This is a genomic window from Pedobacter sp. KBS0701 (assembly GCF_005938645.2).
Classification (GTDB): Bacteria; Bacteroidota; Bacteroidia; order Sphingobacteriales; family Sphingobacteriaceae; genus Pedobacter.
In genome coordinates, this window is record NZ_CP042171.1 from 1,673,577 (window position 1) to 1,699,591 (window position 26,015).

The 26,015-nt window shown below is 40.3% G+C and carries 18 protein-coding genes; 6 read left to right on the top strand and 12 right to left on the bottom strand.

Annotated features, from left to right (window positions below; all coding sequences use genetic code 11):
* Positions 1-209: 209 nt before the first annotated feature.
* Positions 210-1,532, bottom strand: a complete 1,323-nt coding sequence (locus FFJ24_RS06560; RefSeq protein WP_210419477.1) for a DUF4272 domain-containing protein — start codon at positions 1,530-1,532, stop codon at positions 210-212.
* On the opposite strand from FFJ24_RS06560, the gene FFJ24_RS06565 reads away from it, so the two are divergent.
* On the top strand, positions 1,531-3,636 hold the full coding sequence (locus FFJ24_RS06565; RefSeq protein WP_138823670.1) for a hypothetical protein: 2,106 nt from the start codon (positions 1,531-1,533) through the stop codon (positions 3,634-3,636). The genes FFJ24_RS06560 and FFJ24_RS06565 overlap by 2 nt on opposite strands.
* Positions 3,637-3,971: 335 nt before the next feature.
* Here FFJ24_RS06565 and FFJ24_RS06570 read toward each other — a convergent pair whose 3' ends face one another.
* From FFJ24_RS06570 to FFJ24_RS06585, 4 genes are all read right to left on the bottom strand, one after another.
* Positions 3,972-4,274 (bottom strand): hypothetical protein, encoded by a 303-nt coding sequence (locus tag FFJ24_RS06570; protein WP_138823672.1) that lies wholly within the window; start codon positions 4,272-4,274, stop codon positions 3,972-3,974.
* 81 nt (positions 4,275-4,355) lie between these two features.
* Positions 4,356-4,796 carry an Hsp20/alpha crystallin family protein gene (locus tag FFJ24_RS06575; RefSeq protein WP_138823674.1) on the bottom strand — a complete coding sequence of 147 codons (441 nt, stop codon included), beginning with the start codon at positions 4,794-4,796 and terminating at the stop codon, positions 4,356-4,358.
* A gap of 436 nt (positions 4,797-5,232) precedes the next feature.
* On the bottom strand, positions 5,233-5,787 hold the full coding sequence (locus FFJ24_RS06580) for a hypothetical protein (protein ID WP_138823676.1): 555 nt from the start codon (positions 5,785-5,787) through the stop codon (positions 5,233-5,235).
* A 47-nt stretch (positions 5,788-5,834) separates the two neighbouring features.
* The gene (locus FFJ24_RS06585; RefSeq protein WP_121283211.1) at positions 5,835-6,104 is read right to left on the bottom strand and encodes a hypothetical protein; all 270 of its coding nucleotides are present in this window, start codon (positions 6,102-6,104) and stop codon (positions 5,835-5,837) included.
* Between the two features lie 725 nt (positions 6,105-6,829).
* On the opposite strand from FFJ24_RS06585, the gene FFJ24_RS06590 reads away from it, so the two are divergent.
* Genes FFJ24_RS06590 through FFJ24_RS06600 form a run of 3 tightly spaced genes read left to right on the top strand, consistent with a single transcriptional unit; the run spans position 6,830 to position 9,694 of the window.
* Positions 6,830-7,684, top strand: coding sequence for an NEW3 domain-containing protein (locus FFJ24_RS06590; protein WP_138823678.1), 855 nt, complete (start codon positions 6,830-6,832; stop codon positions 7,682-7,684).
* A gap of 38 nt (positions 7,685-7,722) precedes the next feature.
* Positions 7,723-8,694 carry an ABC transporter ATP-binding protein gene (locus FFJ24_RS06595; RefSeq protein ID WP_138823680.1) on the top strand — a complete coding sequence of 324 codons (972 nt, stop codon included), beginning with the start codon at positions 7,723-7,725 and terminating at the stop codon, positions 8,692-8,694.
* Complete coding sequence (locus FFJ24_RS06600) at positions 8,681-9,694, top strand: ABC transporter permease (protein ID WP_210419478.1); 1,014 nt, start codon at positions 8,681-8,683, stop codon at positions 9,692-9,694. The genes FFJ24_RS06595 and FFJ24_RS06600 overlap by 14 nt, the downstream gene beginning before the upstream one ends.
* A gap of 446 nt (positions 9,695-10,140) precedes the next feature.
* Here FFJ24_RS06600 and FFJ24_RS06605 read toward each other — a convergent pair whose 3' ends face one another.
* The 7 genes from FFJ24_RS06605 to FFJ24_RS06635 form a co-directional block, all read right to left on the bottom strand.
* Positions 10,141-12,429: a GH92 family glycosyl hydrolase gene (locus FFJ24_RS06605; protein ID WP_138823682.1), complete on the bottom strand. Its 2,289-nt coding sequence runs from the start codon at positions 12,427-12,429 to the stop codon at positions 10,141-10,143.
* Positions 12,430-12,535: 106 nt separating this feature from the next.
* Positions 12,536-14,743 carry an alpha-N-acetylglucosaminidase gene (locus FFJ24_RS06610; protein ID WP_138823684.1) on the bottom strand — a complete coding sequence of 736 codons (2,208 nt, stop codon included), beginning with the start codon at positions 14,741-14,743 and terminating at the stop codon, positions 12,536-12,538.
* 1 nt (position 14,744) lies between these two features.
* Positions 14,745-15,977, bottom strand: coding sequence for an acyltransferase family protein (locus FFJ24_RS06615; RefSeq protein WP_138823686.1), 1,233 nt, complete (start codon positions 15,975-15,977; stop codon positions 14,745-14,747).
* A gap of 25 nt (positions 15,978-16,002) precedes the next feature.
* Positions 16,003-16,983 (bottom strand): metallophosphoesterase, encoded by a 981-nt coding sequence (locus FFJ24_RS06620; protein ID WP_138823688.1) that lies wholly within the window; start codon positions 16,981-16,983, stop codon positions 16,003-16,005.
* A 197-nt stretch (positions 16,984-17,180) separates the two neighbouring features.
* On the bottom strand, positions 17,181-18,779 hold the full coding sequence (locus FFJ24_RS06625) for a RagB/SusD family nutrient uptake outer membrane protein (protein ID WP_138823690.1): 1,599 nt from the start codon (positions 18,777-18,779) through the stop codon (positions 17,181-17,183).
* A gap of 12 nt (positions 18,780-18,791) precedes the next feature.
* Entirely contained in the window at positions 18,792-21,833 is a 3,042-nt protein-coding gene (locus FFJ24_RS06630; protein WP_138823693.1) for a TonB-dependent receptor, read from the bottom strand.
* 60 nt (positions 21,834-21,893) lie between these two features.
* Positions 21,894-22,781 (bottom strand): inositol oxygenase family protein, encoded by an 888-nt coding sequence (locus FFJ24_RS06635; RefSeq protein WP_138823695.1) that lies wholly within the window; start codon positions 22,779-22,781, stop codon positions 21,894-21,896.
* Between the two features lie 473 nt (positions 22,782-23,254).
* Here FFJ24_RS06635 and FFJ24_RS06640 point away from each other — a divergent pair, with 473 nt between their 5' ends.
* Both FFJ24_RS06640 and FFJ24_RS06645 read left to right on the top strand, forming a co-directional pair.
* Positions 23,255-24,262 carry a LacI family DNA-binding transcriptional regulator gene (locus FFJ24_RS06640; protein WP_138823697.1) on the top strand — a complete coding sequence of 336 codons (1,008 nt, stop codon included), beginning with the start codon at positions 23,255-23,257 and terminating at the stop codon, positions 24,260-24,262.
* Between the two features lie 124 nt (positions 24,263-24,386).
* Positions 24,387-26,015, top strand: a complete 1,629-nt coding sequence (locus FFJ24_RS06645; protein ID WP_138823699.1) for a sodium/sugar symporter — start codon at positions 24,387-24,389, stop codon at positions 26,013-26,015.

Sequence of the window (26,015 nt, forward strand, 5' to 3'; positions counted from 1 at the left end):
TTGCAGGGTTATATACGACAATTTACAGGGGATATCGGACAATATTTTCTTCGACAACATGGTGCAGGCCAGCTTTCGTTGTGGTTACCCACCAGGTGATTGATGGGTCTGATGGTTTCCTGATGTGATAATGAATGCCTATACCAAAGGAGTTTTCAATGTTATGTAATTGAATGATGGGGGATGAATTTTAACCGAACCGGGATAGGCTAGGTATCACAACTTACATCGTCCCAATCTTGTTCTCCATACCTGATTAGCCAATTTAGGGCGTAATGCCTTTCATATACTACGCCGGAAATAGCTTCTGCAAGTTGGACGTTTGCCAATCTCGCATCTACACAAGCCCAGTCGATTCTGTAGTAAAGGTCATTTGCGTCCAGAATTTCAGCTGCAGATCTTGTTTCAGAGATGGAATTGATAAAAGTATTGGGGTCTTTTTCCGCACCAACAGGATAATCTTGTTCAGGGATGTCATTTAAATTGCAAAGTTGGCCAGGCAAATCAAGTTCATCAATCTTACCTAAGGCCCACATCAGCGTGTAAATACATTCGCTTTTCCAACTTTCCGTATTTTTCCGCGCTTCGGTAGGATTACCCAGGAATTCTTTTTCTGCAGGTGTGGTTTGTGCCCATAAATCGTATTGCTGCAAATAGGCAATTGCAATATCGGCCGGTATTACATTATTTGCAACAAAATTAGTGACGGCTAGCACGCATAACCTGGTCGCAATTTCTTTTGGTGTTCTGATTAAAGTTTCACTTTCAGCATTAATGCAGGGTAAACTTAAATTAACTTTGATGCTCCTTACTTTCAGTAATGCTTCACTTCTTTCTTTTCTTCTGATTTGGTCATCAGATAATTGAGATTGTTCCTTATCAAAATATTTCGACTCAATACTAACACTAAGTTTCTCAATTTCTGAATTTCCTGAAGTATCCAGAATTAGAGCTAAATTATTATCTAAAAAGTGTTGTCCGTCAGACTTGCTGATTAAAGTGCCTGGCTGTGTGAATATAATAGCATCAAACTCAGTTGCTAGTTTTTGAAGCAGTGGTTTTATGTCTTTGGTGTCCTGCGGTTCCTGTTCTACAGAAAACTCGCTATTTATAGTAGAGACTTTAGCCAGCAGCAAATGTTTCAACTGTTCATTTGATGCCGGTAATGATGTAATATATCCGTAAAGGCCTTTTAAGTTTGCCGTTAGCGGACTGTCGTCAATTTCCGGAAGCTGGTAGGAGGGAAAGGCCCTTTCACGATAGCTTACTCTAATCGTAACAGATGGACTAAATAACCCGCCTTTTATAACCAGTTGCGCTATTTTATCTTCACCTGGACCACTGATGGATAATATCCCTTTAGGGAATTCTTTCTGAAGCAGGTCTGCGATTTTTTCAAACCCAATGTAGTGGGAATAATACGTACAAATCATGTGTTTTACTTTGAACCGGTGATGAATCATCGCAACAAAAACTGAACCATACATGGCATGAATTTCGCTATTCCTGAAGCTTATTACTAAACACGCCATGAAATTACTAAATTACGCCGTAGTCTGCTTTTTCTGTTGTTATCTTTTTTCCTGTTCAGGACAGGTGGAAACCAAATCTAAATCCAATGACTCTTTAGCTAATGAAATGGTTAATGCATTCAAAGGCAAGAGTCTGGAAGAAATTAATGAGTTATTAAAAAGTAATTCCGAACAAATTGAAGGGCTTTTTAAATTAATGGATACACGGCTGGAGATAACTCCTGCGAAAAGTAGTAATCCATCTTCTATTGAAGGCGTTATATCCGGACCTGCATTTACAATTAGCCCGGAGAAAATCATAGGACCTGCGCTTAATGAAATGGCTAAGCACTATGAGTTTTCACAAAAGATCTTCCCTGAAGGTTCGGTTATCACAACATCTCTTAAACCAGGCTATACCCCCGTTATTCAGGATCCTATAGGAAAAGACGGATCTACTGTTTTACGAAGTGAATTTATAGTGCATGGTTTATATTTTCATGACCATTCCAGTTTAAAAGACAACATTGGATCGGCAGACAGTCATGAAAATATTATGATTAAGGGGAGAAAGCCAATAGACAGCCTTAAAGCAACTGTAAAATATACCTATATCACTAAGATGGAAAAGGTGATATTGGATGAGAAACAGACAGAGAAAAAAATTGGTGAAGGTACTATAAAACTTAAACAGCTGGGCGACGGTTCGGCAACCTTTACCTATAACGGGCCTGAGGGATATCTGCTATCAATAGCAGGAATGGATACGCAAGGCAGATTGATTGATCATAATAGTTCGGCTACTAACTCAATTCCTTCAGCTGCTAAACGTAAATTTCTGGACGAACTTAATGAAGTTCTAAAATCTACAACGAAGAAGATCGACGCAGGGAAATATAAAAACGTGGATGAATTAATTACAGATCTAAAAGCTACCTTACCTTCATCAATCACTGAAAAAGATGCCGCTGAAACCAATTCCCAATTGTCAAATTATCACTTTTATCAGGATATTTCCAAGATTGTGGTTTATTATGCTGCGGCTGTTAAAACGGTTGAATATCAGGTGACACTGAGAAGTGAGGATATTATAGCCACTGGTCTTTCTATAGGAATTGGTGAAAAACAAAGCGGTTATGGAATTGTACAGGCAGACGGCAGTTGGTTAATAAAACCTTCTTTCAAAATCCTTCATGCTATAAATCCATTTTATTACGGAACCTGTGAGGAGTATACTGCTGATGAAAAATGCGAATACTTTAGATTGGATGCGAAGAATAAAAAAATGATTCCATTTGAGCAAAGCAAGCTAAAAGGTTATGTACTGAAGCGTGCTTTAAATGCAAATCTGGTTCTTTTTCAACAGAGAAATATCGACCCCGCAAAAGTCTATGATAATGGAGTGATGGATAAAAATGGCAACGTTATCATGAAACCGGTTTACTATGACGTATGGATTGCAGGAAATTATCTGATTACCGCAGGAGAGAATGGGAAAACCAGTGAAGGAGAATTTGGTTTATACACACTAGCCGGTAAGCCAATTATTCAGGGAAGTGCCCAGCCAATCGGTAGTAAAGGTAATTTCATCTTTATTGAACAGGAGGGTAATCCGAATGATGGGAATAAAAAATATAAGTTACTGGATAACCGCTCAGGAAAAAATTTTCTGCCTGAAGGGACCTTTGCACTAGAGACGAACTATGTTGGCGATGCCCTTCTGGTGAGCAATGGCAAGGGCAAATACCTGATGGATAAGAATAAAAACAAAAAGGCTGATCTATCTGAATATGTGGTAATCAAGCAATTTGTAGGCAATTACGCACTTGTAAAGTCGAAAGCAGGCTATTGGGGAGTGATTAACAATGCCGGAAAGCTGGTAGTAGCCTGCGCAAATACAAGTTTATCACCAGTATACAATGATATTACGCTAATTACCGATGCACAGGGGCCTGAAGGTAAACAGCGAAACGGATTGTTAAATATTGTAACCGGCAGAATGATTGTACCATTAATGTACAGAGGAGACAATGACGTAGCCTCTGTACATGGAGAAGCTTCAACAACCACATATTATATAGCTGGCAAAAAATTTGATGCTTTTGGCAAGGAAATGGAAAACTAAAGGCTGTCTAATAAATATAGAATTGTCATCCTGAGGGATAATTTATTGTATAAAAATCAATATGAATGGACAGGTGGATCTCGAAGTATCATTTCGACCGTAGTGGAGAACTATGTTAAAAGATCTCTCCACTTCGCGTTGCTGCGGTCGAGATGACGACCATTCCCTTGGAGTCTGGGAATGGTAGCTTGTCGAAGAACCTGTTGTAAATGCCTTACCAGGCATTTCTGGCTGATATTCCTTTGTGCCAGATAGATCAGTTTCAGCAGGATCAAGCAAAAAAGTTGGAGGCAAGCTTAATATCCCTTTTTAACAAGAATCGATCACACGAAATATCAATAATCAATATTTCCATTCTCCAGGTGGGCGATACGGAATATTTCTCTGGAGATAATGGCAATATTTTCTTTTAGCTCATCCAGCGAGCAGTTTATGGTGCCAATAGGAATGGGCAGTTCCATAATTTCTTCCAGAAATTCTATTTTTAATGAACAGCCTGGAGTATCTTCTGCGTTGCCTTTTAGCAGGGAGAAAATTTCGCTGGCTTCTTTTTTGTCTTTGCCAAGAGAAAATTTGCCATAGGTGATCTTTCCACCTGGTCCCTGAAGGCTGATATTGATGGTGAAACGGGTTTCCATAGCTAAACTGTTGTATTTTTTCTAAATAGACTGGAGTACATGATCAAATAAAAAGTGCCGCATGTAGCGGCACTTGGGAAATTATTGTATCTCAATCTGTCTGGAGACTGCTTTAGCTTCTTCCTTTTTTGGAATGTTAAGTTTGAGTATGCCATCTGTATAAGCGGCCTCGATACGATCAACATCAGCACTTTCCGGAAGGGTAAATGCTCTGGTAAATGAAGCGTAGCTATATTCCCGTCTGTTATAGGTTTTACCCTCATTATTGTTTTCGGTATGCTGCCCGGTAGAAATGCTCAACATATCCCGCTCTACGGATACCTTGAAATCTTCTTTTTTTAACCCAGGTGCCGCCAGTTCGATGTGGTAAGCTTCATTTGATTCGGAAATGTTGACTGCAGGTACGCTGTTTAAGCGACGGTCGTTAAAAAAAGTATCGCCTAATACTGATTCGAAGATGTCATTAAAGCCTGGCAATAATGAACTGTTCTTTTTTTCCGGATTGAATTTAACCAATGTCATAGTTTTTTCTCCTTTTAATGTTTTAATAATAAATGGACTATAAATCAATTAATTTAACACTTTAACCTTCTTTCAAAGGTTACATCTCTGGTTAATCAAGCGCTGTGCCAGGGCGTTCAAGGCAGGTTTGCGAACGGTTTTACCTGAAAAATTTTCATTTTTTATGAAAATTTTTCAGTGCATTGCTGAAATTTTTTCAGTTTTACCCTTCTGTGCCTGGCCGCTCTTAAATGAGCGAGATGAAGTAATTTTAGCGTTAATGGCTCATTGCAGTTTAGCGTATTTTGTCTGCTTTCTCCATTTTACTTATTCTTAAAGCATTTCAGCAGCAGCATCGGATAATAGCAACCAAAACCGGATATATGATGCGGACAATATTTTTTTCGAATCCCTGACTGGCTGCTCAATTCGCCAATGCACCATAAATCAACATTAATTAGGCCGTACGTTCAAAGTAGATGATATGGTTATCGAAGTTACCCTGATAAGGATTCCCTTTTGCCCGGAAACCGTTGGCTACAAGAAATCGCTGACTGCTGGGGGTTGCTGTGGTAGAAAATATAATACCATGATGATCACTGATTTTTCTGAGTAACATCCGTTTTAATGTGCTGCTGATTCCCTTTTTACGAACTGATTCACGGGTGAACGAATAACCGATTTCTAAAAATGGTTTGTCTATACCTGCGATAATACCAGCTTTTTTATACACTTCTTCCAGGTACGATGGACATGGCCTTTTAACAGCCGAAATGCCGACCAGTTTTTTTCCATTGTAGCAGAATGCAAGAAACGCTGCATTGAAAATCTTTAAGTGCAGATCAACAGGCGAAACTTTATTTCCCTGTCTCAACAATAAATAGAAGTGATGGAGCTGGATCATCGAACAATCATAGGGTCTTTTGATTTCAAAATGGCAATTGCGGAGAAAATTCGGTTGCTCATGATAGTCCTGATCAAATACCAGGTCGGTAGATATATTGTGGTTCATCAGAATAAATTTAGGTAAGGGTAGGAATGGCTGGTTTTTACGGCAGCTTATTTGTTTTTGATACTTAATGATGTACGTAAAGGACCTGATAAGGCAAGCATTTCGCACACTTTATCATTCCAGTCTATCAATGCATCTTCAGGTGAGGTTCCAAGGCCCGAAACATCGTGTTCCTCTTCAAAGGATAATACCGCATAAAAGCAATCACCATCCTGATATACGGAGGGCTTAAATTGCATCACAAAAGTGGGTAATCTATACCTGTTATAATCAAAATCTACCAGTTTTCCTGGTATCGTTCTGGCTTGCTGTTTCATCGCTTAATGTTTTATGGAAACATTGTTATTTACCTGTTTTTTACTTGTTGTAAGCAAACGTACCTGTAAAATAGCCAACCAATGTTTTCTTAAGGTTAGCTGATTATTGTTTGTTTGTTAAGTGTTTGATAGCGTTGTGTTCTGGAGGAAAAAAATGTTGGTTATATGTTTTCCGAAGGCTGGGGAGAGTAATGTCGCATCCTCATTTGTAAAAAAAAGAAAACATTTTTTTAAAAGGAAGTCGCAGAGCTTTCCTGTTACTATGCGGCAGTAAATAAAGATATTCAATTTTTTAACAGAGATGTGATGAATGTAACGACAATAAAGATAAATTTTCTGCTGTACTAATCCTTTTTAATATAGATGCAGTCAGATACAAGTATACTTCCGTTCCTGAGGTGTGCAACGCGGAATATTCCCTGGAAATAATGGCAATATTTTCTTTTAACTCATTCAGCGAGCAGTTTATTGTGCAGATAGGAGTGGGCAATTCCTTAATTTCTTCCATAAATTCTATTTTTAACGAGTAGCCTGGAGTATCTTAGGCGCTACCTTTTACACAGTATCAGATAGCATGCGGCATGTACATGAGACAACAATACGAATTGTTAAAAAATGTTAAAATATTTTGAAAAAAAAACAACTTTTTTTTGTTTTGAAGCCTCATCAGATAAGAAGATCAGAAAACATTTTTTAGAGCAATTATTAACATTTTGGTTTAGATTATGTCACTACAATTACTACCCAAACCCTTGCGGAAAGGCTTATTTCGCACATTTTTATTAATCATTTTTTTTGTGGCGGCCAAGCCACTTTATGCACAAAATCAGGAAACTCCGAAAGGGACATCTGAGTTTTCTGCCAAGCTGATTAACATCGAATCGGCTGTTAATGAACCGTTCCGCTTTTCCACTTCACTGCACAATGGATCAGCCAGCCAACAAGTTTACGAACTGAAGTCGGAATTGCCCATAGGATGGCAGATTAGCTACCGCGTAGATGGTAGCCTGGTAACCTCTGTTAATTTAGCAGGCGGCCAAACGCGGGAGATCGCCATCGAAATTACCGCACCCAATAACGCGGCTACCAGAAAGTACCTTATTCCTGTAAAAGCGGTATCCTCTTCACAGACGCTGCCATTACAACTGGAAGCGGTGGTTAAGGGATCTTATGGTGCCAGCATCGGTACGCCTGGCGGAAGGATGAGTGAAGAACTTACGGCTGGTTCTCATCAGGATATTGAGCTTGAGGTGCAAAATACGGGCACCCTGCCTTTATCCTCGCTGAGTATTTCTTCACAATTACCTACCGGATGGGAAGCAAGTTTTTCGCCAAGCCAGATTGAAAGACTGGAAGGTGGAAAGAAGGCGACCGTTAAAGTGACACTAAAAGTGCCGGATAAAACAATTGCCGGAGACTATAGTGCCACCTTTACCCTGGGCGGTAACAATGCCAATGCTCAGGCCCCCTTTAGAATCTTTGTTAAAACCTCTGTACTTTCCGGCTGGATTGGTATACTCATTATTGCACTGGCAGTTGCAGCAGTATATGTGCTCATCCGTAAGTACGGTCGTAGGTAGCCATTTTTTAAGAAACCTTAAAATCTTCAACCAGAAAGATGGAACCAATCATAGATTTAAAGGACCTGTGCAAAAGCTACGGTTCGCATGTTGCCGTTGATCAACTCAGCCTAAAGATTCCTCATGGCGAAATATTCGGGTTGCTGGGCCCAAACGGTGCGGGTAAGACTACCAGTATACTGATGATGCTCGGCCTGACTGAACCCGATAGCGGCACGGCCATTATTTGTGGCCATAATGCCACACGAGATCCTATTGAAGTAAAACGAAAAGTGGGCTATATGCCCGATAATCTGGGCTTTTATCCACAGTTAACCGGTCTTGAAAACCTGGTATATATGGCAAGGCTTAACGGGTTGGCTGAAAAGGATATGATTGAAAATGCCCGTCGGTTCATGGAATTGGTAGGGCTGAAGTCAGCTTCAGATAAGCTAGCCTCCAGTTATTCCAGGGGTATGAAGCAAAGACTGGGACTGGCTGAAGTGCTTATCAAAAAACCGGAACTAATCATCCTGGACGAGCCTACTTTGGGATTGGATCCGAGCGGGGTAAAGGAGTTTCTTGAACTTATCAAATCTCTGCAGCAGGAACAAGGCTTAACTGTATTGCTTTCGTCGCACCACCTTCACCACGTTCAGCAGGTGTGTGACAGGGTAGGTATATTCGTGGATGGAAAGCTGCTTGCTACCGGGGATTTGCCTGCACTCTCCCGCGAGCTCTTCGGAAACACAGGTGTAGAGACCAGCATTGATCTGACTCAAATACCAGTAGATCCTGAGGTGCTAAAGGATAAATTCAGTAGTTTTCCGGAGTTTAATAGTCTGACTATTAACGGTGTGAGCCTGAAATTTAATACCACTGAAGACATCACCCCAAAACTTATTCGCAGGCTTATCGAATCAGGTGCAGACATCCAGGCTGTAAGCCAAAAACAATATGGACTGGATGAGATCTATGAGAAATATTTCGAAAAAAACACAAATTTAACCCCAGAGCATGAAAGCGCTTAGCGAAAGCCATTATTGGGCAACAAACAAAAATAATTCAAAAGAAACTTACCAGCTCAGTCCTTTTAAGGTGATGGTGAGAAAAGAGGTGTCAGATCACGTGCGTAGCTGGCGTTTTATCCTGCTGCTTGCTTTGGTGGTGCTCACATTTTTTGCCTCATTGTACATTTCCATGTCTAACATCCGGGCAACCTTTACCAATACCAACGATCCTGATCATGCGTTTTTTTACCTCAAGCTGCTCACAGCCACAGATGGTTCTATGCCACCTTTTCATGTCCTGATGAGTTTTTTAGCACCATTGCTTGGTATCACTATGGGTTTCGATGCCATTAATTCCGAACAGAACAGTGGTTCGCTGACAAGATTGTTAGCCCAGCCTATATACCGAGACAACATCCTGCTGGCTAAATTTTACAGCGCAATGCTCATTATTGCAACGCTGTTTATTGCCCTCACCTTGCTGATGATTGGCGGGGGACTGTTTGTTACCGGGGTAAGGATTGAGCCTCAGGAGTTTCTGAGAATTGTTGCCTTTGCCTTACTCACCATGGTTTATGTCGGTTTTTATTTAAGCCTGTCTATTATGCTTTCGGTTGCTTTTCGCCACGCCGCCACCTCAGCCTTAACTGCGCTGGGCATCTGGTTGTTTTTTACGGTATTTTATCCGATTGTGGTTAATTTGGCCATCAGGGCTTTTTTACCAGATGCAGCTAATCTGACCCAAAGTGAGACTATGGCCTACAATGAATTAATTCTGAGTATCATGCGTATTGCCCCGGGGCAGTTATACAGCGATGCTGCAACGACCATGCTAATGCCATCTATCAGAAGTCTCGGGCCATTGAGTATGGAGCAGCTTTCCGGAGCCATTCCCTTGCCGCTTCCGCTACGGGAGAGCCTGATGATTGTGTGGCCGCAACTTAGCGGACTTCTGGCAGGCAGCATTGCTTGTTTTGCGGGCTCTTATTATCTTTTCATGCGTCGTGAAATCAGAAGTTAATGTCCGGATGATTGAATAAAATAACATTCCTGTTTAATTTCCGGTTTCAAATCGAATGTAGTTGCCCAAAATGCTAATAGCCAGATCAGGGTGATCGCTTGGCTTTCTGCTCAATCCGGTTTTGGGTAGCTAACATTTAACTTATAATTTTTTGTTTTACTGACCAGATCCTGCTCAAAACAACCTCAATTCGATCATCAATCTGTCTTTGAATAAGATTAAAATTTTCGGCTGTTAATCTTTTTGGCTTAACCATAGTCAGATGTATTATACAGGTGCAAACGATGAAGGTTAAAAAGAAAGCTTCGAATACATTAGATAAAACCGGAGACGAGGAGGATAAAGGCATCTTCCCCAAAAGGATGATATTTTTTATTCTTTTGCTCAGCGCGCTACTAATGATCCTGATCTTGTTTAAAGCTTAATTTAGATCAGTTCATAGTGATTTAAGGCATCGCTGGCTGATCCTGAAGATAAAAGATCAATTCTCCGCCCTGAACCAGCGATTGATGTGTAATTTGATTTTTGGTAAAAGATTTTCCGTTTAAAGTGATTTTTGAAATGAAAATAGATTTTTTAGTCTTTTTGAAGGTTGTTATGGTTAATTTTTTGCCATTGTTAAAGGATATTACCGTTTGTGTAAATAAAGGACTGGTTAACTGGTAGTTTCCTGAAACAGGATCTACCGGATAAAAACCCATCGCTGCAAATACATACCATGCTGACATTTGTCCGGCATCATCATTACCACTTAAACCGCCAGCCCCCTCATCATACTCTTCTGCTAAAATACGCGATACCTGTTGTTGGGTTTTCCAGGGAGAAGTGGTGTAATTATACAAAAAGGGGATCTGGTGACCAGGCTCGTTACCGTGCCAATATTCCTTTTTGCCGAAAAGGGAATCCAGTTCATTTTCGAGATTTTTACTTCCGCCCATTAATTTAATCAATCCAGGCATATCATGCGGTACGTAAAAGGTGTATTGCCTTGGGGTTCCTTCCGTAATATAGGGTTCACGGTGGTCAGGATAAAAGGGCTTATACCAGGTGCCGTTTGCAAAGCGACCCCTGGCCATTCCCACCTGTTGATCGAATACATTTTTATAATTAGAAGCCCTCTCCATCAGTTGTTTATAGTCCGCAGTTTTACCCAGGTCTTTCGCTACCTTAGCCAAAGCATAATCATCGTAGGCATACTCAAGCGTTCTGCTCACCTGTTCCCGTTTGTGGTAAGCATCCGGAATGCTGTCTTCCATGGGGATATAACCATATTTCAGGTAACTGTTGATGCCACGGCGGCCTTTGCCGTTGAGGTAATCGGCAGAATCGGGCATCTGAAAGGCATTTTGTCGCATCAGGCGATAGGCTTCCTTTACATTATAACCGCGGATTCCCTTATTATAGGCCGAAGCCAGAAAAGCAGTAACGTGGTCGCCAATCATGGCTGCGGTATAATTATTCCAGCAGGGGAAAATGGGTAGCCAACCACCTTGTTGTCCTTTTAACACCAAGGAATTTGCAAAATCGTTAGTTAAATCGGGTTTTAAAAATGTGATAAGCGGTAATTGTGCGCGGTAAATATCCCACATCGAAAAATCATCATAATAATTTCCTTTGGTCAGTGTTTTTTTGAGGTAATTGCCTGCAAACTGAGGGTATCCACCATCTGCATCGTTAAATAAACGTGGGTGTTGCTGTGCATGGTAAAGCGCCGTATAGAATATCCGCTTGTTTTTTTCATTAGCGTCTTTAACCTTAATCTGGCCAAGTGCCTGCTCCCAAGCCCGACTTGTTTTAGCCACAACGGTTTCGAGGCTAGCGGTGTTGATCTCGGTTTCGAGGTTACGTTTTGCTGCAGCTATGCTGGTAAAAGAAGTACCGGCGTAAATGCTAATGCTTTCTCCTTTTTGTAATTTAAAGCCAACATAGGCACCTAAATCTGTCTGGTTTTGGATAGATTGATGTGCTGAAACATGGCCACCGCTAAATACACCACTTCTTGTAAAACCTTTTGTAATGCGGATGAAAAAATAGCCGCTAAAGCCCGCAGGCTGTCCCCAGCCCTGGTAAATGCGGTGAACAGGATTATACCCCGAGATTTCACCTCTTTGGCGGTCAATTTTAATATATCCTTTACCCTGATCACTATTTGGGGTAATTAACAGGTAAATACTATCTGCATTTAGTGCTGTCACTCTAATCAGGCCACAACGCAAAGTGGCGGTAGCTTCAGTACGGAGGTGATAGCCAGGTAAATTTGTTTTGTAATAAGCAGGTGTTGCTACTTCACTATGGTGCGTATAATCAGCAGCGTAATCTGTTGGGCTGGTTTTCAGCTTGCCAGAAATGGGCATGATGGTAAAGCTACCATAATCTTGCGTACACGAGCCGCTGATCCAGTGACTAGCCCTGATGCCATAAAATTTCTTGTTATTGTAATAATAAGGGGCAAGACATTTCTTTTCCGAAAGCTGAGTTTGTGGCGTCCACTGGGTCATACTAAAGGGTGGCGCAACGGCTGGTATGGTATTAGCCAACCGTTCTGTTTTGTCTTCTATATGCTGGCTGGCTAGTGTGGTACTGGAAGATGTACCCGAAAATGGCTGCACATATTTGATTACAGGTTGCTGCGCGATGCCCTTACTACCAACAAGTATAAAAAGCAATAAAATACGGATATAAAATGTTAACCGGGCTGTCCGGTTGTGAATTCGTTTTGTAAACGTTTTAATCATTTTTATATCGGAAAAGTTAATCATCTCAGCGCTTTTATGGCCTCTTTCTGGTCAATAATATTTTTAATGTATACCTGATCTGTTTTTTTAATTTCCTTAACGAGATTTACTGGTGCACTACCCCGATGGTTTTGCGGTATTTCTGATACATTTCCAGTGCCACATTTACCGGGTTTCCAACAGTTTTAGTCGGGTAGTCTTTTCGCTGATTCACCCATTTCCATTCCCAGTTGCTTACTTCTTCATTAAATTGGCTGGTATTAAAATCGCTTTGCTGTTTTAGTGATTGTTCGGCACGGGCAAAGAAAAGCTGCCACCTTGGTTTATAAAAATCAGTTAACAAGCCGCTCCATTGCCTGCAGGCATACTCGTTCAAGGGGCTTTTCGCATCTCCCCAAAGGGTAATCAGGTCTTTGGCATTCATTTCGTAAAGCGCTTTTTCTGCCGGGGTTTCTCCCCATTTCCTTGCATCACTTACCCATGGTCCAAGCATAAAATCTTTTCTGGTGGCCAATAGCCTGTCCATATCATCAATCAGCTGGATAAATTTGCTACTTTCTTTTTTAAACGTAAGCAGGTCTTTTTTACGGTAGGCCGCCACCATGTTTCTTTGTACGGGCAAGGCATAATTGGCCATTACCTGTCGGGTAATATCAACCAGGTCGTATTGAAAACCATCGCTGGTTTTGCAAAGTGGTGCGGCTTTTACAAATTCATCCCAGGCCGGAAGCAAATCTTTTTCATGGTAATTTAAGGTGGTTTTTGCCCAACGGGTTAACGAATCGAAGGTAGGGCGTGCCTGAATTATCGATTCTGCACCATCTCTGATATATTGATCAGCAGGTACATTGTAAACGGTTTTACGCAATATTTCCCAGCCTTTTAAAGCATTTACATTACTTTTTCCGTAGCGGTTGCGCACAAATTTGGGTAACCAGGTTTTCAAATCTATTGGTTTAGACTGCCAGGCATTATCCATCATTAACTCATAAAGTACCGGATTTTGTTCTATGCCCTCCATGCTCAATCCAATACCTTTCATTTTACCACTTTGCGGATCATTGAGCGCCTCGGCCGGGGCAGTTGCCACTACATCCATCCGCCCGAAAAGGTTGGTATTGCCACCAAAATTGTGCAGCATATTCCAGATCCATGGTTTACCATAAAAGCCTTGTGTCCTTTTCCAAACCGGTTCTATTTCGGTAGCCAGATCAAGTAAAATCATCTTATCGTTTGGTACAGCCTTTAATAAGGCCTCTGTTTGCGGCTCTTTCCAAAATTTTCGGTCACTATAGAATAACCATCCCTGCATTACCCAAATGGCTTTCGGATCTGCCTGTGCCATACCGTCGTAAATTCTTGCGCTTAGTTTACCTAAAAAACCGGGATCGGAAGAAGGTGGCTCATTTTCGTTAAAAGTATCGGCAGAGTAAAGGTGATCGGTGCCCAATAATTCAGTTTGTTTTTGCAGGAATTTCTTCCCGATCTGCGCAAACATCGGGTCTTCCGAATCAAGAATATAAGTATCGGCAAAGCCATTGGTCCAGTTGGTGGCTTTTAACTTTGCCTGTGGAAATTTATTTTTAAATGCTGCGGGAACATGTCCGGTAAAGGCAGGTAGTACCGGTTTCATTCCCAGCGACCTTTGCCTGGCTAAAATTTTCTTTTGCAGTTCAAAGTGACTTTTCATCCAGCTTACCGGAAGCGGACCGCCCCAGCCATCAATATTTCCCATCCAAAACCAGGAGAAATAAGCAGGACCGGTAAAAAAATCTTTAAGTTCTTCATCTGAAAAGCCCATTTCTTTGTATAAAAGGTACCAGGTATATTCTTCGCCGGTAATGGCAAGAGGCATGTTAATACCATGGAGGGCCATCCAGTCTATCTCTTTTTCCCAACGCGACCAATCCCACCAGCTCATACTGTAATTAAAAGTACAATAGTTTAAATAGTAACGATAATCGTAGGGTGTTTCCTTTCTTAATTTCGTTTTTACTGCAGGCAGGGTAGCAGGCAGATTTAAATTGGTGCCATTCCAGGTAATCTGGCAGTGCGCATATTCGGTTAAGTAATAATAAAAAGCCGAAGCCAGGGCAACACCGCTGCTGCCACTAAGTACGATCTTGTTGTTGCTGCTTTCAATTTCAAAAACATCTTTACCGTTTACTGCAGCAATACTCTTGGTAACGAATGCCTGGTGTTGTTTTGGTAAAATCCGCGCAATAAGTTGATTAGATGAGGCCAGGTATGCCTGAGACCAAAGGTTATTGAACGATAGTACGAGCAGCACTACGAATAGCATTTTTATTTTCATATCAAATTTTTAGGAACCACTTTTTATCAAAGAGGAACTTTAAGCCAAACAATTGTATTAGAAGTACACCTGTCCATACGCCAGCCTGTTGCCACGCAGTAGGGATGGTATTGATGATTCCGCCGAAGAGGAAGTTAGCAGTAGATTCGAAATTGAACAGACCGTGCGCAAAAATATAAATTAAGATGGAATTGGTACCCATCCATATCATAGGCATGCACCATTTTTGATAACTGCACACATCGATAAAATAATAGAAAAGTGCAAAAAGTATGATGCTCCAGCCGCCTGCAAAGATGACAAAGGTGCTCGACCAGATGGTTTTGTTGATCGGGAAAAGGAAGCTGCCAGCAAGCGCAATGAGCAGTAATGCAATACCCGCAATGATTAAATACAATACTTTTTTATTTGGATTGGGGCATACTGTTTTATCCTTTATAAAGCTGCCGGTAAATATGCCCAGCATGGCCGAGCAAATGGCCGGTATAGTACTCAGTAAACCTTCCGGATCGTAAACTACACGGTGAAGCTTGCCTGGAAGCAACAAACGATCTATATAAGCTGAAAGATTGCCTTCAGGCGTAAATGTGCCACTACCAAAGCCTGGAACAGGTACAAAGCGCATGATGAGGTAATAGCCAGCCAGGATTGATACAAACCAGATAACCTGTTTTTTAAGTGAACTATTCAGATAAATTAAAGCAGCAAAGAAAGTGGCCAGGCCAATACGACCCAGTACACTGGCAAAACGGATCTGCTCATAACCTTTCCATTGCAGCATGCCGTTAACCACTGCACCCAGTAAAATTAAAATCAGGGTTCTTTTAATCAGCGCATAATAAATCTTACCTGTTGAAGCCTGTCCGCTCTCTTTTTCCATGAAATACTTCTGATAAGAAAAAGGCATAGATACTCCCGAAATAAAGATGAAAAGCGGGAAAATAAGGTCGTAAAAGGTAAAGCCATTCCAGGGCGAATGGTGCAGCTGGTTGCTGATACCCACTAAAATCTTTTCGAACAGGGAAAGGTTTGGGGTGCTTGCAATGGTCCAGTTATACGAATCCCTTATCAGTGCATGGTCTTCTTTAATGCCATTGGCCAATCCATGAAAAATACCTTCGCCACTCACAATCCAAAACATATCAAAGCCACGTAAGGCATCTAGTGAAAGCAGCCGTTTTGGTTTATTTGCCGGGTGTGCTGTTGAAGATAGGGTACTGGTTGGTTGATCCATGATTCAGATGATGCTTGTTTTTGGATTATTTTTTAATCAATGTATTATAAATAATCTCACCCTGATCGTTAATGGCTTGTACGCGTAATTGGTTATTGTTTACCGAGAATAACATAAAGCCATATTCAGATGCCACCATTTCGGCATCGGTAATGAGTTTTACTGGTGTTTTTTCAGAAGCAGAACCAGAAATAAAATAATGTGTTTTTCCGGCAGGTTTAATATACTGCATACTGTGTTCGTGACCGGTAAGATACACATCTACACCATATTTTTCAAACGTTGATTTTAAGGAATTACGCACAGCTTTGGTATCATACGCATCGGTGCGGCTGCCGCCCGTATAAATAGGATGGTGGCCTACAACGATTTTCCATTTAATTGCAGGATCAGTATCGGCGAGTGTTTTAGCTATCCAACGTTTCTGCGCCGTGGTATCTTGTCCTTTAACATTTGGGCCGTATTCGGCATTGCTGTAAAATTCGGGTATAAGTGGGTTGGTGTCAATAAAAGCAATGAGTACCTGGTTATTGAGGTCACCATTGATGGGGAATTTTTTAGCGTAATACCGGGCCGGCATTTTCCACCTGCGGCTGATTTTTGAATATTCTACCTGTGCATCGGGGTTTGATTTATAATCGTGGTTGCCCAGTACAGGGTACCAGTCCCATTGTAATGAAAAATCGGTATATATATCTTCGAAAGAATATTTAAAAGAAGGATCTTGTGCGCTGATTACGCCACTGGGATAAAAGTTATCGCCGGTAGAAATAATAAAATTAGCCTTTACTTCGGATGCTGTAATACCCATTTGTTTGGCTACCTGTTTTTGATGATCGGCACCGTTCCGTCCCCAATCGCCCATAGCGATGAAATTTAAGGCAGTTGGATCTCTGGTCAGCACCTTTGTTGCCGTAATATTTTGTGAAGGCCTTTTGGTTATAGTTTGAGCATATAATGAACCCGAAATAACAAGGGGGAAAATCAGTAGTAATTTTTTAATCATAAAGGCAGGTTTAAGCTGTTGCAAGTTTAGGATAAAAAAATAAGAAGAGGCTATTTCATAAATCAATTTATCTTTGAATTTTGTCACGTTGAGCTTGTCGAAACGCCTTAAAAGACACTTTCGCAAGTCCTTCGACAAGCTCGGTATGACATCTGTATTTATGAGACAACCTCTTCTTATAAATTTGCTGGATATTTCTAATTGTATCCTGGATTTTGTTTCAATTTAGGATTTAAAATTAGAGCTGAGGCTGGAATCGGCATGAGTCGGTGAAAAGTTTGCGCATCCGTTTTAAAGCCCCATGTACCTTCATACTTTCCAAAGCGTATCATATCGTTACGGTGCCAGCATTCCCAGGCCATTTCTCTGCAACGTTCTTTATATAAGTCTTCTAAGGTAACTGAGGTCCATGCAGGTGAAGTAGTACGAACGGCACGTAACTGATTTACCAATGATAAAGCAGTTTGACCTTGTGTTGGTGTTGCGCCTCTCAATATCGCTTCTGCTTTCATTAACAAAATATCAGAATACCTGAAAACCGGTACATCATTATTCTGGTTTCTGCTGGATGAGGTACTGTCACAGTAAAATTTATTATTTCTGTATCCCATATTCCAGGCAATTTCATCGTTTCCGGCATCAAAAGGTCTGGATGCATCTCTAAGGGTAACATTTGGTGTAATATCAACCTGATAGGTAAGGGCATCTGCTCCATCTGAACCGGTATAAAATTGATCATATCCTTTTTTTGTGGTAGGCACTGTTACCGGTGAGCCATCATAATATGTCTGTAGTCCTTTGATCCATTGTGCATTCCTTTTATCATTAGGATCATTGAAATTAGCATAATATTCAGGCAAGGTACTCATTGGTGCACTTGGCGTAAATTTTAAGCTGTATTTTTTCTGTAAAGAACGAGGTAAGGAGTAACGCGAATAAATCATGGTACCATTACTAAAACCCGGATCGAAAGGGATCGCAAAAATAAATTCTTTGATCTGAGGTCCATTATCTATGAAAAACATTTTTCTGTAATCGCTTTCTAAGCTATAAGGAGAACCTGAAGCCCCAATAATGGCATCGCACATGGCTACTGCTTCATTGTATTTTGGTGTATTAATATAAACTTCTGCATTCAGGTACATTTTAGCCAGAATAGCATAAGCTGTATACTTATTTGGGCGGCCATAAGTCGCTGTTCCTACCGCGCTACTTAAATTAGGCAATACTTCCTTAAGTTCTGCTTCAATAAAGTTGAAAACTTCAAGGCGCGATTTGGTTTCAGGCGGCGTTGTTTGCCCGAAAGTGGTTACAACAGGAATATTCCCCCATAAATCCATCATCATGAATAATGCCAGGGCTCTGGTAGCCCTAACTTCTGCTACTGCTGCTGTTTTTCCCGGAGATTCAGCCGCATCTTTCAGTAAGAACAAGCTTTGATTTGCTTTACTTATGGTTGCGGAAAGCCAGCCCCAGCCACTATTTACATGGCCATTATCTTTAGTCCAGGTATGCTTATGGTGGTTTTCAAATACGCCACCATCATACCAGTTACCGCCCCTGGCAGGCATAATGGCTTCATCAGTACTTAAAGACTGCATAAAGAAATAATCGGTACTCCAGTTTTGGCGAAGCTGTACATATACCTGACCGGTTAGCTGTATAAAGTGTTGGTCTGTTTGAGGAAATGTTTCAGGGGTGAGCTGTGTTTCCACTTTCAAGTCCAGTTTATGGCAAGATGTGAACAGGCTTAGCGATAAAGCTGTACCTGCTATGTATTTAATAAGATTTTTCATCTTTTGTGATTTTTAATTAAATGATACGTTTAACCCGAATAAAAATGTTCTGGTTTTAGGGTAAAAGTTATTGGTATCTACACCCGGAGCAGTACCGCCCTGGTTAATTTCCGGGTCGATGCCTTTATAGCCTGTTATTACAAACAGGTTATTCGCTGTAGTATACAAACGGATAGCGTTTACACCAGGAATAAGACCTTTTTTGAAAGTATACCCAAGCGTAGCATTATCTAAACGCAGGTAACTACCATTTTCCAGGAACCTGCTCGAATATTTATAGGAGTTGAAATCAGCTGGTGATTCATTTTCAACCTCTACCGGTATATTGGTAAACTGTGCAGTGCTCGGTCTGAACAAATCAGCACGGGTAACGTTCATAATTTTAACGCCTAACGCCGCTCTCATAAATACACTTAAATCAAAATTCTTATATCTTAAATTGTTTGACCAACCTAACAGCGCTTTCGGTTGCGCATTGCCAAGAATATAATAGTCGGTTTTGTTAAGCGGGGTCTTTGTTATATTTCCTGCAGCGTCATAATACTGTGAAACACCATTTGCATCTTTACCTGCATACTTAAAGGTGAAAAAAGTTCCGATTGGCTGCCCTGGTTTTAGTATTTGAAGTGTTGCACCACTTTGTCCGGCACCATCAGGAGAAACAGTAAGGCGATCCTCGATATTGAATCTGCTATCATCTGATAAGGTAATGATTTTATTTTGGTTATGCGCCAGGTTAAATCCGGTAGTCCAGCTGAAGTTATCCGTGCTTACTGGCGTACCGTTTAAAGCCACCTCAATACCTTTGTTGCTCAGACTACCAACATTTGCCGTATAAGAACCTGCTGGGTATAAGTTCGGATCAACGCCAAATGTCAAAATCAGATCGGTTGTTTTTTTATCATATAGGTCTACAGATCCTGTTAACCTGCCATTAAATAGTCCAAAATCTAAACCTATATTGGTCGTAGCGGTTTTCTCCCATCTTAAATCAGGGTTTTCGTTTTGGATTGCGCCATAGGCACCTTCTCTCGGCGAACCGTTATAATAAAATTGTCCTACCTGCCCATAAATGAGTTTAGTGGTCAAGGGGGCAAAACCAAGCGAGTTACCCGCAATACCATAACTACCCCTTAATTTAAGGGTTTTAATTACACCTACATTTTTAAAGAAATTTTCCTGATCAATGTTCCATGCTGCACCTACAGATGGGAAATATCCCCATTTCTCATTAGCACCAAATACATTCGACCCGTCTTTTCTAATCGATCCTTGTAAAAGATATTTGTTTTTATAATTATAATTTACCCTTGCAAAATCAGAGATCATCAAAATTTCCTGATAAGTTACATTTGGATTAAAATCAACTCTAAAATCAGTTACCGCGTATGGGTTTCCTAAACTTAAATTATTATAACTAACCTGGTTAATCGGGAAATTTGTAGAGGTAGCCTGAAACCCATCATTATTTAGCGATTGCTGATAAGAATAACCAACAACGGCATTGATGTCGTGGTCACCAAATTTTTTATTCCAGGTTAAATACGTTTCTATAATTTTATTGGTGTTTTGATAGGCATTTCTAACCGCCAAGCCATCTTTACCCACCAGGGTTACAAAGCTAGGTGTTGCCGGTGGTTCTGGCGTGTTACGAACATTGTTATACCTGGAAGTATAGATGTTATTATAAAATGCACCATAAACATTTTGGCTATTCTGGTAAGATGCAGAAACATCGTAAGAGAAGCCAAATGGTAATTTTAAGTTAACGGTTAAATTTCCTAAGATATTTTTATTCTTCAGGTTCTCTGTACCGTTTTCAAGCATAGAAACCGGATTATAATAGCTGGTCTGGATTAAGTTATCGAAATAAGACCCATCAGGATTTTTTACCGGTGCTGTTGGCAGGTAAGTAAGCATTTGCGATAGCACGGTATTACGATATGGAACCAGATTAGCGTTGGTTACCGAGTTGCTAATGTTCAATCCGATCTTCAACTTATCGTTTAAAGCTTTTTGTTCAATCCCGATGCGACCGATAAATCTGTCTAAATCGCTGGTTTTGATAATTCCTTCTTGTTTAAAATAATTTAAACTGGCATTGTAGGTAGTTTTTTCCGTACCACCACTTAAAGAGACGTTGTGGTTGTATGATAAAGCATTACTGCGTTGTACCTCGTTTTGCCAATTGGTATTAGCACCTTTATCATTGGCTGGTGTAAGGGCGGAATTGCTTTTCGCTAGGAATGCCTTTAACTGATCAGCATTCATCATGTCATACCGGTTAGATACGTTTTCTACACCAAAGTAACCATTGTAAGCAATCTGTGTTGCACCTGCTACACCTCTTTTGGTGGTTACCATAATTACACCATTTGCAGCCCTGTTACCATAAATAGCGGCAGCTGCAGCATCTTTTAGTACATCGATCGAAGCAATATCATCTGGTGCCAGAATTGAAATGTCGGCACCAACCACACCATCAATTACAAATAACGGCGATTGTGCACCATCGCGAAGGGTAGATGCACCACGCATAATGATTGCTGCATTTTGGCTAGGATCTCCATTTCTGGTAATGTTTAATCCCGGTACTTTACCTTGTAACATCTGGCCAATATCACTAATGGCCCCTTTATTCAAATCATCACCTTTAACCGTAGATATGGAACTGGTTAACGCTTTTCTTGAACTTTTACCATAACCCACTACAACCACATCATTAAGAGCGGCCGTAGATTCTAAGATAGTGACTTTATAGGTAGATGCTGTACCTACGGTAAGTTCTTTAGTTTGATAGCCCAGGAAACTGAAAAGAATTTTGTCGCCGGTTTTTGCTGAAATGCTGAATGATCCATCTGTACCTGTGGAAGTTACTTTCGAGGTACCTTTTACTGAAACAGACGCACCGATTACAGGCTGGTTTGTATTATCTAATAAATTTCCAGTAATTTTTCGTTCAGTTTGCGCGTAGGCAACATTGAACACCTGGCTGATAAGTAAAAGCAGCATAAATATGCCACTATACTTTAAGCGTGTACATTTAAATCTCATGATTTTTGTAAAATTAGATTCATAAATTGTTTATTTGGTTATTAATGTTTGGAGATAGAATTAAAATTTAATAGTAGCCGGTAAATATTTAGCCACCAGTGCTTTGTAATAAGGCTGCAGTTCTTCCCAGCTTTTCTGATTGGGGTTTTTAGAATATAAATCGTAAGGGTTAAACAGGTTAACCCATTTAAACATTTCATGGTCTTTTTCATTCATCAGGTGCTCATACGCATTTTCCCTGTGCTGTGAATAAAAGGAATGGTAACGGAGCATATATAAACCTGGTTCTGGCAGGTAGGGCTTCATCATGTGGTATACATATTCATCATGCCCCCAAGACATATCTACATGATCCAGGCCGCAATTTTGAGTGTAGACACCCAATTTGGTTTGATAAGTTTCATTATTATAATCGGGATTCTGACTGAAAAATTCCGGATAAACAATTTTATCTGAATACGCACATCCTACCGGGAAAGTATCACCAACTACGGCCCATTGTGGCTCTCCGAATAAACAAAGCACTTTACCCATATCGTGGATTAACCCAACCAATACCATCCAATCGGGATGGCCGTCGTTTCTGATGGCCTCAGACGTCTGCAACAGGTGTTGCATCTGGTCTAAATCGGTATCCGGATCAGAATCATCCACCAGCTTATTCAGAAAATCAAACGCACTCCAGATTGGCATCTCTTGCTTGTCGAACTTTAAGTAATCTGCTTTTTTCTGTTTTACGAAATCGTATGTTTGATAGGTATGGTTAAGCCTGTAAAACTCTTTTACACTGTCTTTTTCTGTTTCTTCGTAATTTCTGAACTGCTCTTCTTTTTTGTCAGCATTGATGTTTTTAGGATCCGGATAGCGGGTTAATATATCCTCTTCCCATTGATCAAGATTTTGCAATGGATTTTGATTGTCCTCTGAAGATGCACTTTGGTTTCTCATAAGGCTAGAAATTGATTTGTATGAAATTTTGTTGGTTGTTGGGTTAAAGTTGAGTTTTTGAAAGCTTAAAATTTTATGTTTCACCAACTTTATTTACTTAAACGATTACGTAAAATCCTGTTTTGGATTAAAAAATATGGTTTAAAATGTTTAAATTTAAGTAGTTATGATTTTTGGCTGATTTGACTGAACGTATGTTAGAGAAAAGACAAAAGAAAAAAATGAACGGTGATGTAACGATTATTTTATATTTTCGTTCGCGGCCAGATATTTATTCCGGTAGGAAAAGATATCTGCTGCTTACTCAGCTAACTTGTTTCTGAACATCAACTTCACCTGGTTATATCCGTATAGCCAGGAAGCAGCTGTTTTTGATGAAGTTGCTGGTGAAAAAAAGGGAGGATTTGGCTTATCTCAATGCTCTTGGTGAAGCCAGGTAAACTTCAAAAAACTAACAAAACAAAATTAAAGACATGGCGGAAACAGTTAATATTAAGCGGTTGGCTCAGGAATTGAATATTTCTATTGCAACCGTTTCTAAGGCCCTCAACGACAGCTATGAAATCAGTTTAAAAACCAAAAACAGGGTGTGGACTTTGGCTAAGGAACTGAATTATACACCAAATCCGGCAGCGAGTAACCTTCGGAGCAACAAAACCAAAACTGTTGCAGTAGTTATACCCTGCGTAGCCAATAATTTTTTCTCCTTATCTATCATGGGAATTGAAGAAATAGCCCGACAGCATGGTTACCATGTGCTCATTTATCAAACCCATGAAAATATAGAAGCAGAAAAAGCTTTCACCAATAGTTTGTTAAACGGGAGGGTAGATGGTATTCTTACTTCCGTATCAAGCAGTGAATACAATAGTGAATATTACGCCAATCTGGTTAAGAAAATCCCTCTGGTATTTTTTGATCGGGTATATGAAAACCTGGATGCGGTTAAAGTAACTACTGATGATTATGAGATTGCTTTCCAGGCCACTGAACATTTAATTGAGTGCGGCTGTACCAAAATTGCCTATTTATTTGGCCTCGAAAATCTTCCGGCAGGTAAAGCAAGGTTTGCCGGTTATCTCGATGCACTGAAATTACATGGGATAATGGCTTCGGATGAAGTCATTGTTAAATATCATGATGACGAAGAATTTAACCTGCAACAGATCAAGGAATTGCTTGGGAAGTATAAACCCGATGCACTTTTTTCTTCTATTGAAGAATTCATCATTCCTGCTTATTGCGCTTGCAGGGAATTGGGTTTGCAGATTCCGGATGATATTAAAGTTCTCAGTTTTTCTAACCTGAGTACGGCAAAGCTCTTAAGCCCCTCGCTTACCACAATTTCGCAGCCTGCCTTCGAAATTGGACGTGAAGCGGCAAAATGCCTTTTCAAAATCCTTAACAATAAACAACTGGACGATGAACAGAATATCATATTGAAATCGGTGCTGACCAAACGCGAATCTACAGGTTGTTAACAGGCTGAATTTAAGTTATAGCTAGCTGATACGCGAAAACGTTTACGTAATTAAATAATCGAATTAAACCTTCAACATTGGGATTTTTTCTGACTTTTAAAAAAACCAAATGTAAAAAACCCTTATGAATCACTTGTCTGTATTCGATTATGTTGTTTTTTTAATGTATTTTATCATTGTTTCGGTATACGGCTATTGGGTTTATCGAAGCAAGAAAAAAAAGCGTACTGATACGAAGGATTATTTTTTGGCAGAAGGCTCACTCACCTGGTGGGCAATTGGTGCATCTATCATTGCTTCTAATATTTCTGCCGAACATTTTATTGGCATGTCGGGTTCGGGTTTTGCAATGGGGCTCGCCATTGCCAGTTACGAATGGATGGCTGCCGCTACATTAATTATTGTGGCTATATTCTTTCTGCCCATTTACATTAAGAACAAAATTTACACCATGCCACAGTTTCTGTCTAACCGTTATAATAATACGGTAAGTACATTAATGGCAGTTTTTTGGTTACTTGTTTATGTATTTGTAAACTTAACTTCCATTTTCTTTCTTGGTGCCATTGCTATTGAAACGATTACGGGCATTCCTTTTAATATATGCATCATTTTCCTGGCTATTTTTTCTGCTATTATCACCCTTGGCGGCATGAAGGTAATTGGTTATACTGATGTGATACAGGTTTTTGTTTTAGTGGCAGGCGGATTGATTACCTGTTATATGGCGCTTAAACTTGTAGCTGAAAAATTGGATGCACCCAGCGTTTTGGCCTCTCTTCCATTATTGCGCAGCGAAGCATCTGATCACTTTCATATGATATTTTCTAAAGGAGATAAATTTTACAGCGAATTGCCTGGTATTGCGGTACTGGTAGGTGGTTTGTGGATCAATAATTTAAATTATTGGGGTTGTAACCAGTATATTGTTCAGCGGGCATTGGGAGCCGATTTAAAGACCGGGCGTAACGGATTAATATTTGCCGCATTTTTGAAATTACTCATTCCGGTAATTGTTGTTATCCCAGGTATTGCTGCCTACGTGCTTTATCAGCGTGGTTATTTCCATTCCGAAATGCTTGATGCAGCCGGAACTGTTAAACCTGATCATGCATACCCGGTTCTCATGAATTTATTACCCGCAGGAATAAAAGGACTTGCTTTTGCTGCGCTTACTGCCGCTATAGTAGCCTCACTTGCCGGAAAATGTAATAGCATTGCCACTATTTTTACACTTGATATTTACAAGAAGTTTATCAAACCCGAAGCATCAGAAACACGATTGGTTTCAGTTGGTCGCTGGTCTGTGGTTGTCGCATCTTTAATTGCTATCGTTATCGCTCCTGCATTGCGGAGTTTCGATCAGGTTTATCAGTTTATTCAGGAATATGTTGGTTTTATTTCGCCGGGTGTTTTTGCGATCTTTTTACTAGGCTTTTTCTGGAAGAAAACCACTTCACGTGCTGCGCTTGTCGCTTCTTTATTAACCATCCCTTTATCTGCTTTTTTTAAATTCCTGCCTGCGCTAAGCAGCGGCGCTATTGCACCGATTCCTTTCTTGAATAGAATGTCATGGGTATTTGTGATTATTATGGTTTTAATGGTTCTGGTAACCTTAACGGATCCTAAAAGTAAAGATAACCCGCAGGGACTGGAGATTGATAGCAGTATGTTTAAGGTTACTCCGGCATTTACCATTGCCTCGGTTATTATTTGTGGTATTCTTGCAGCGCTTTATACCGTTTTTTGGTAA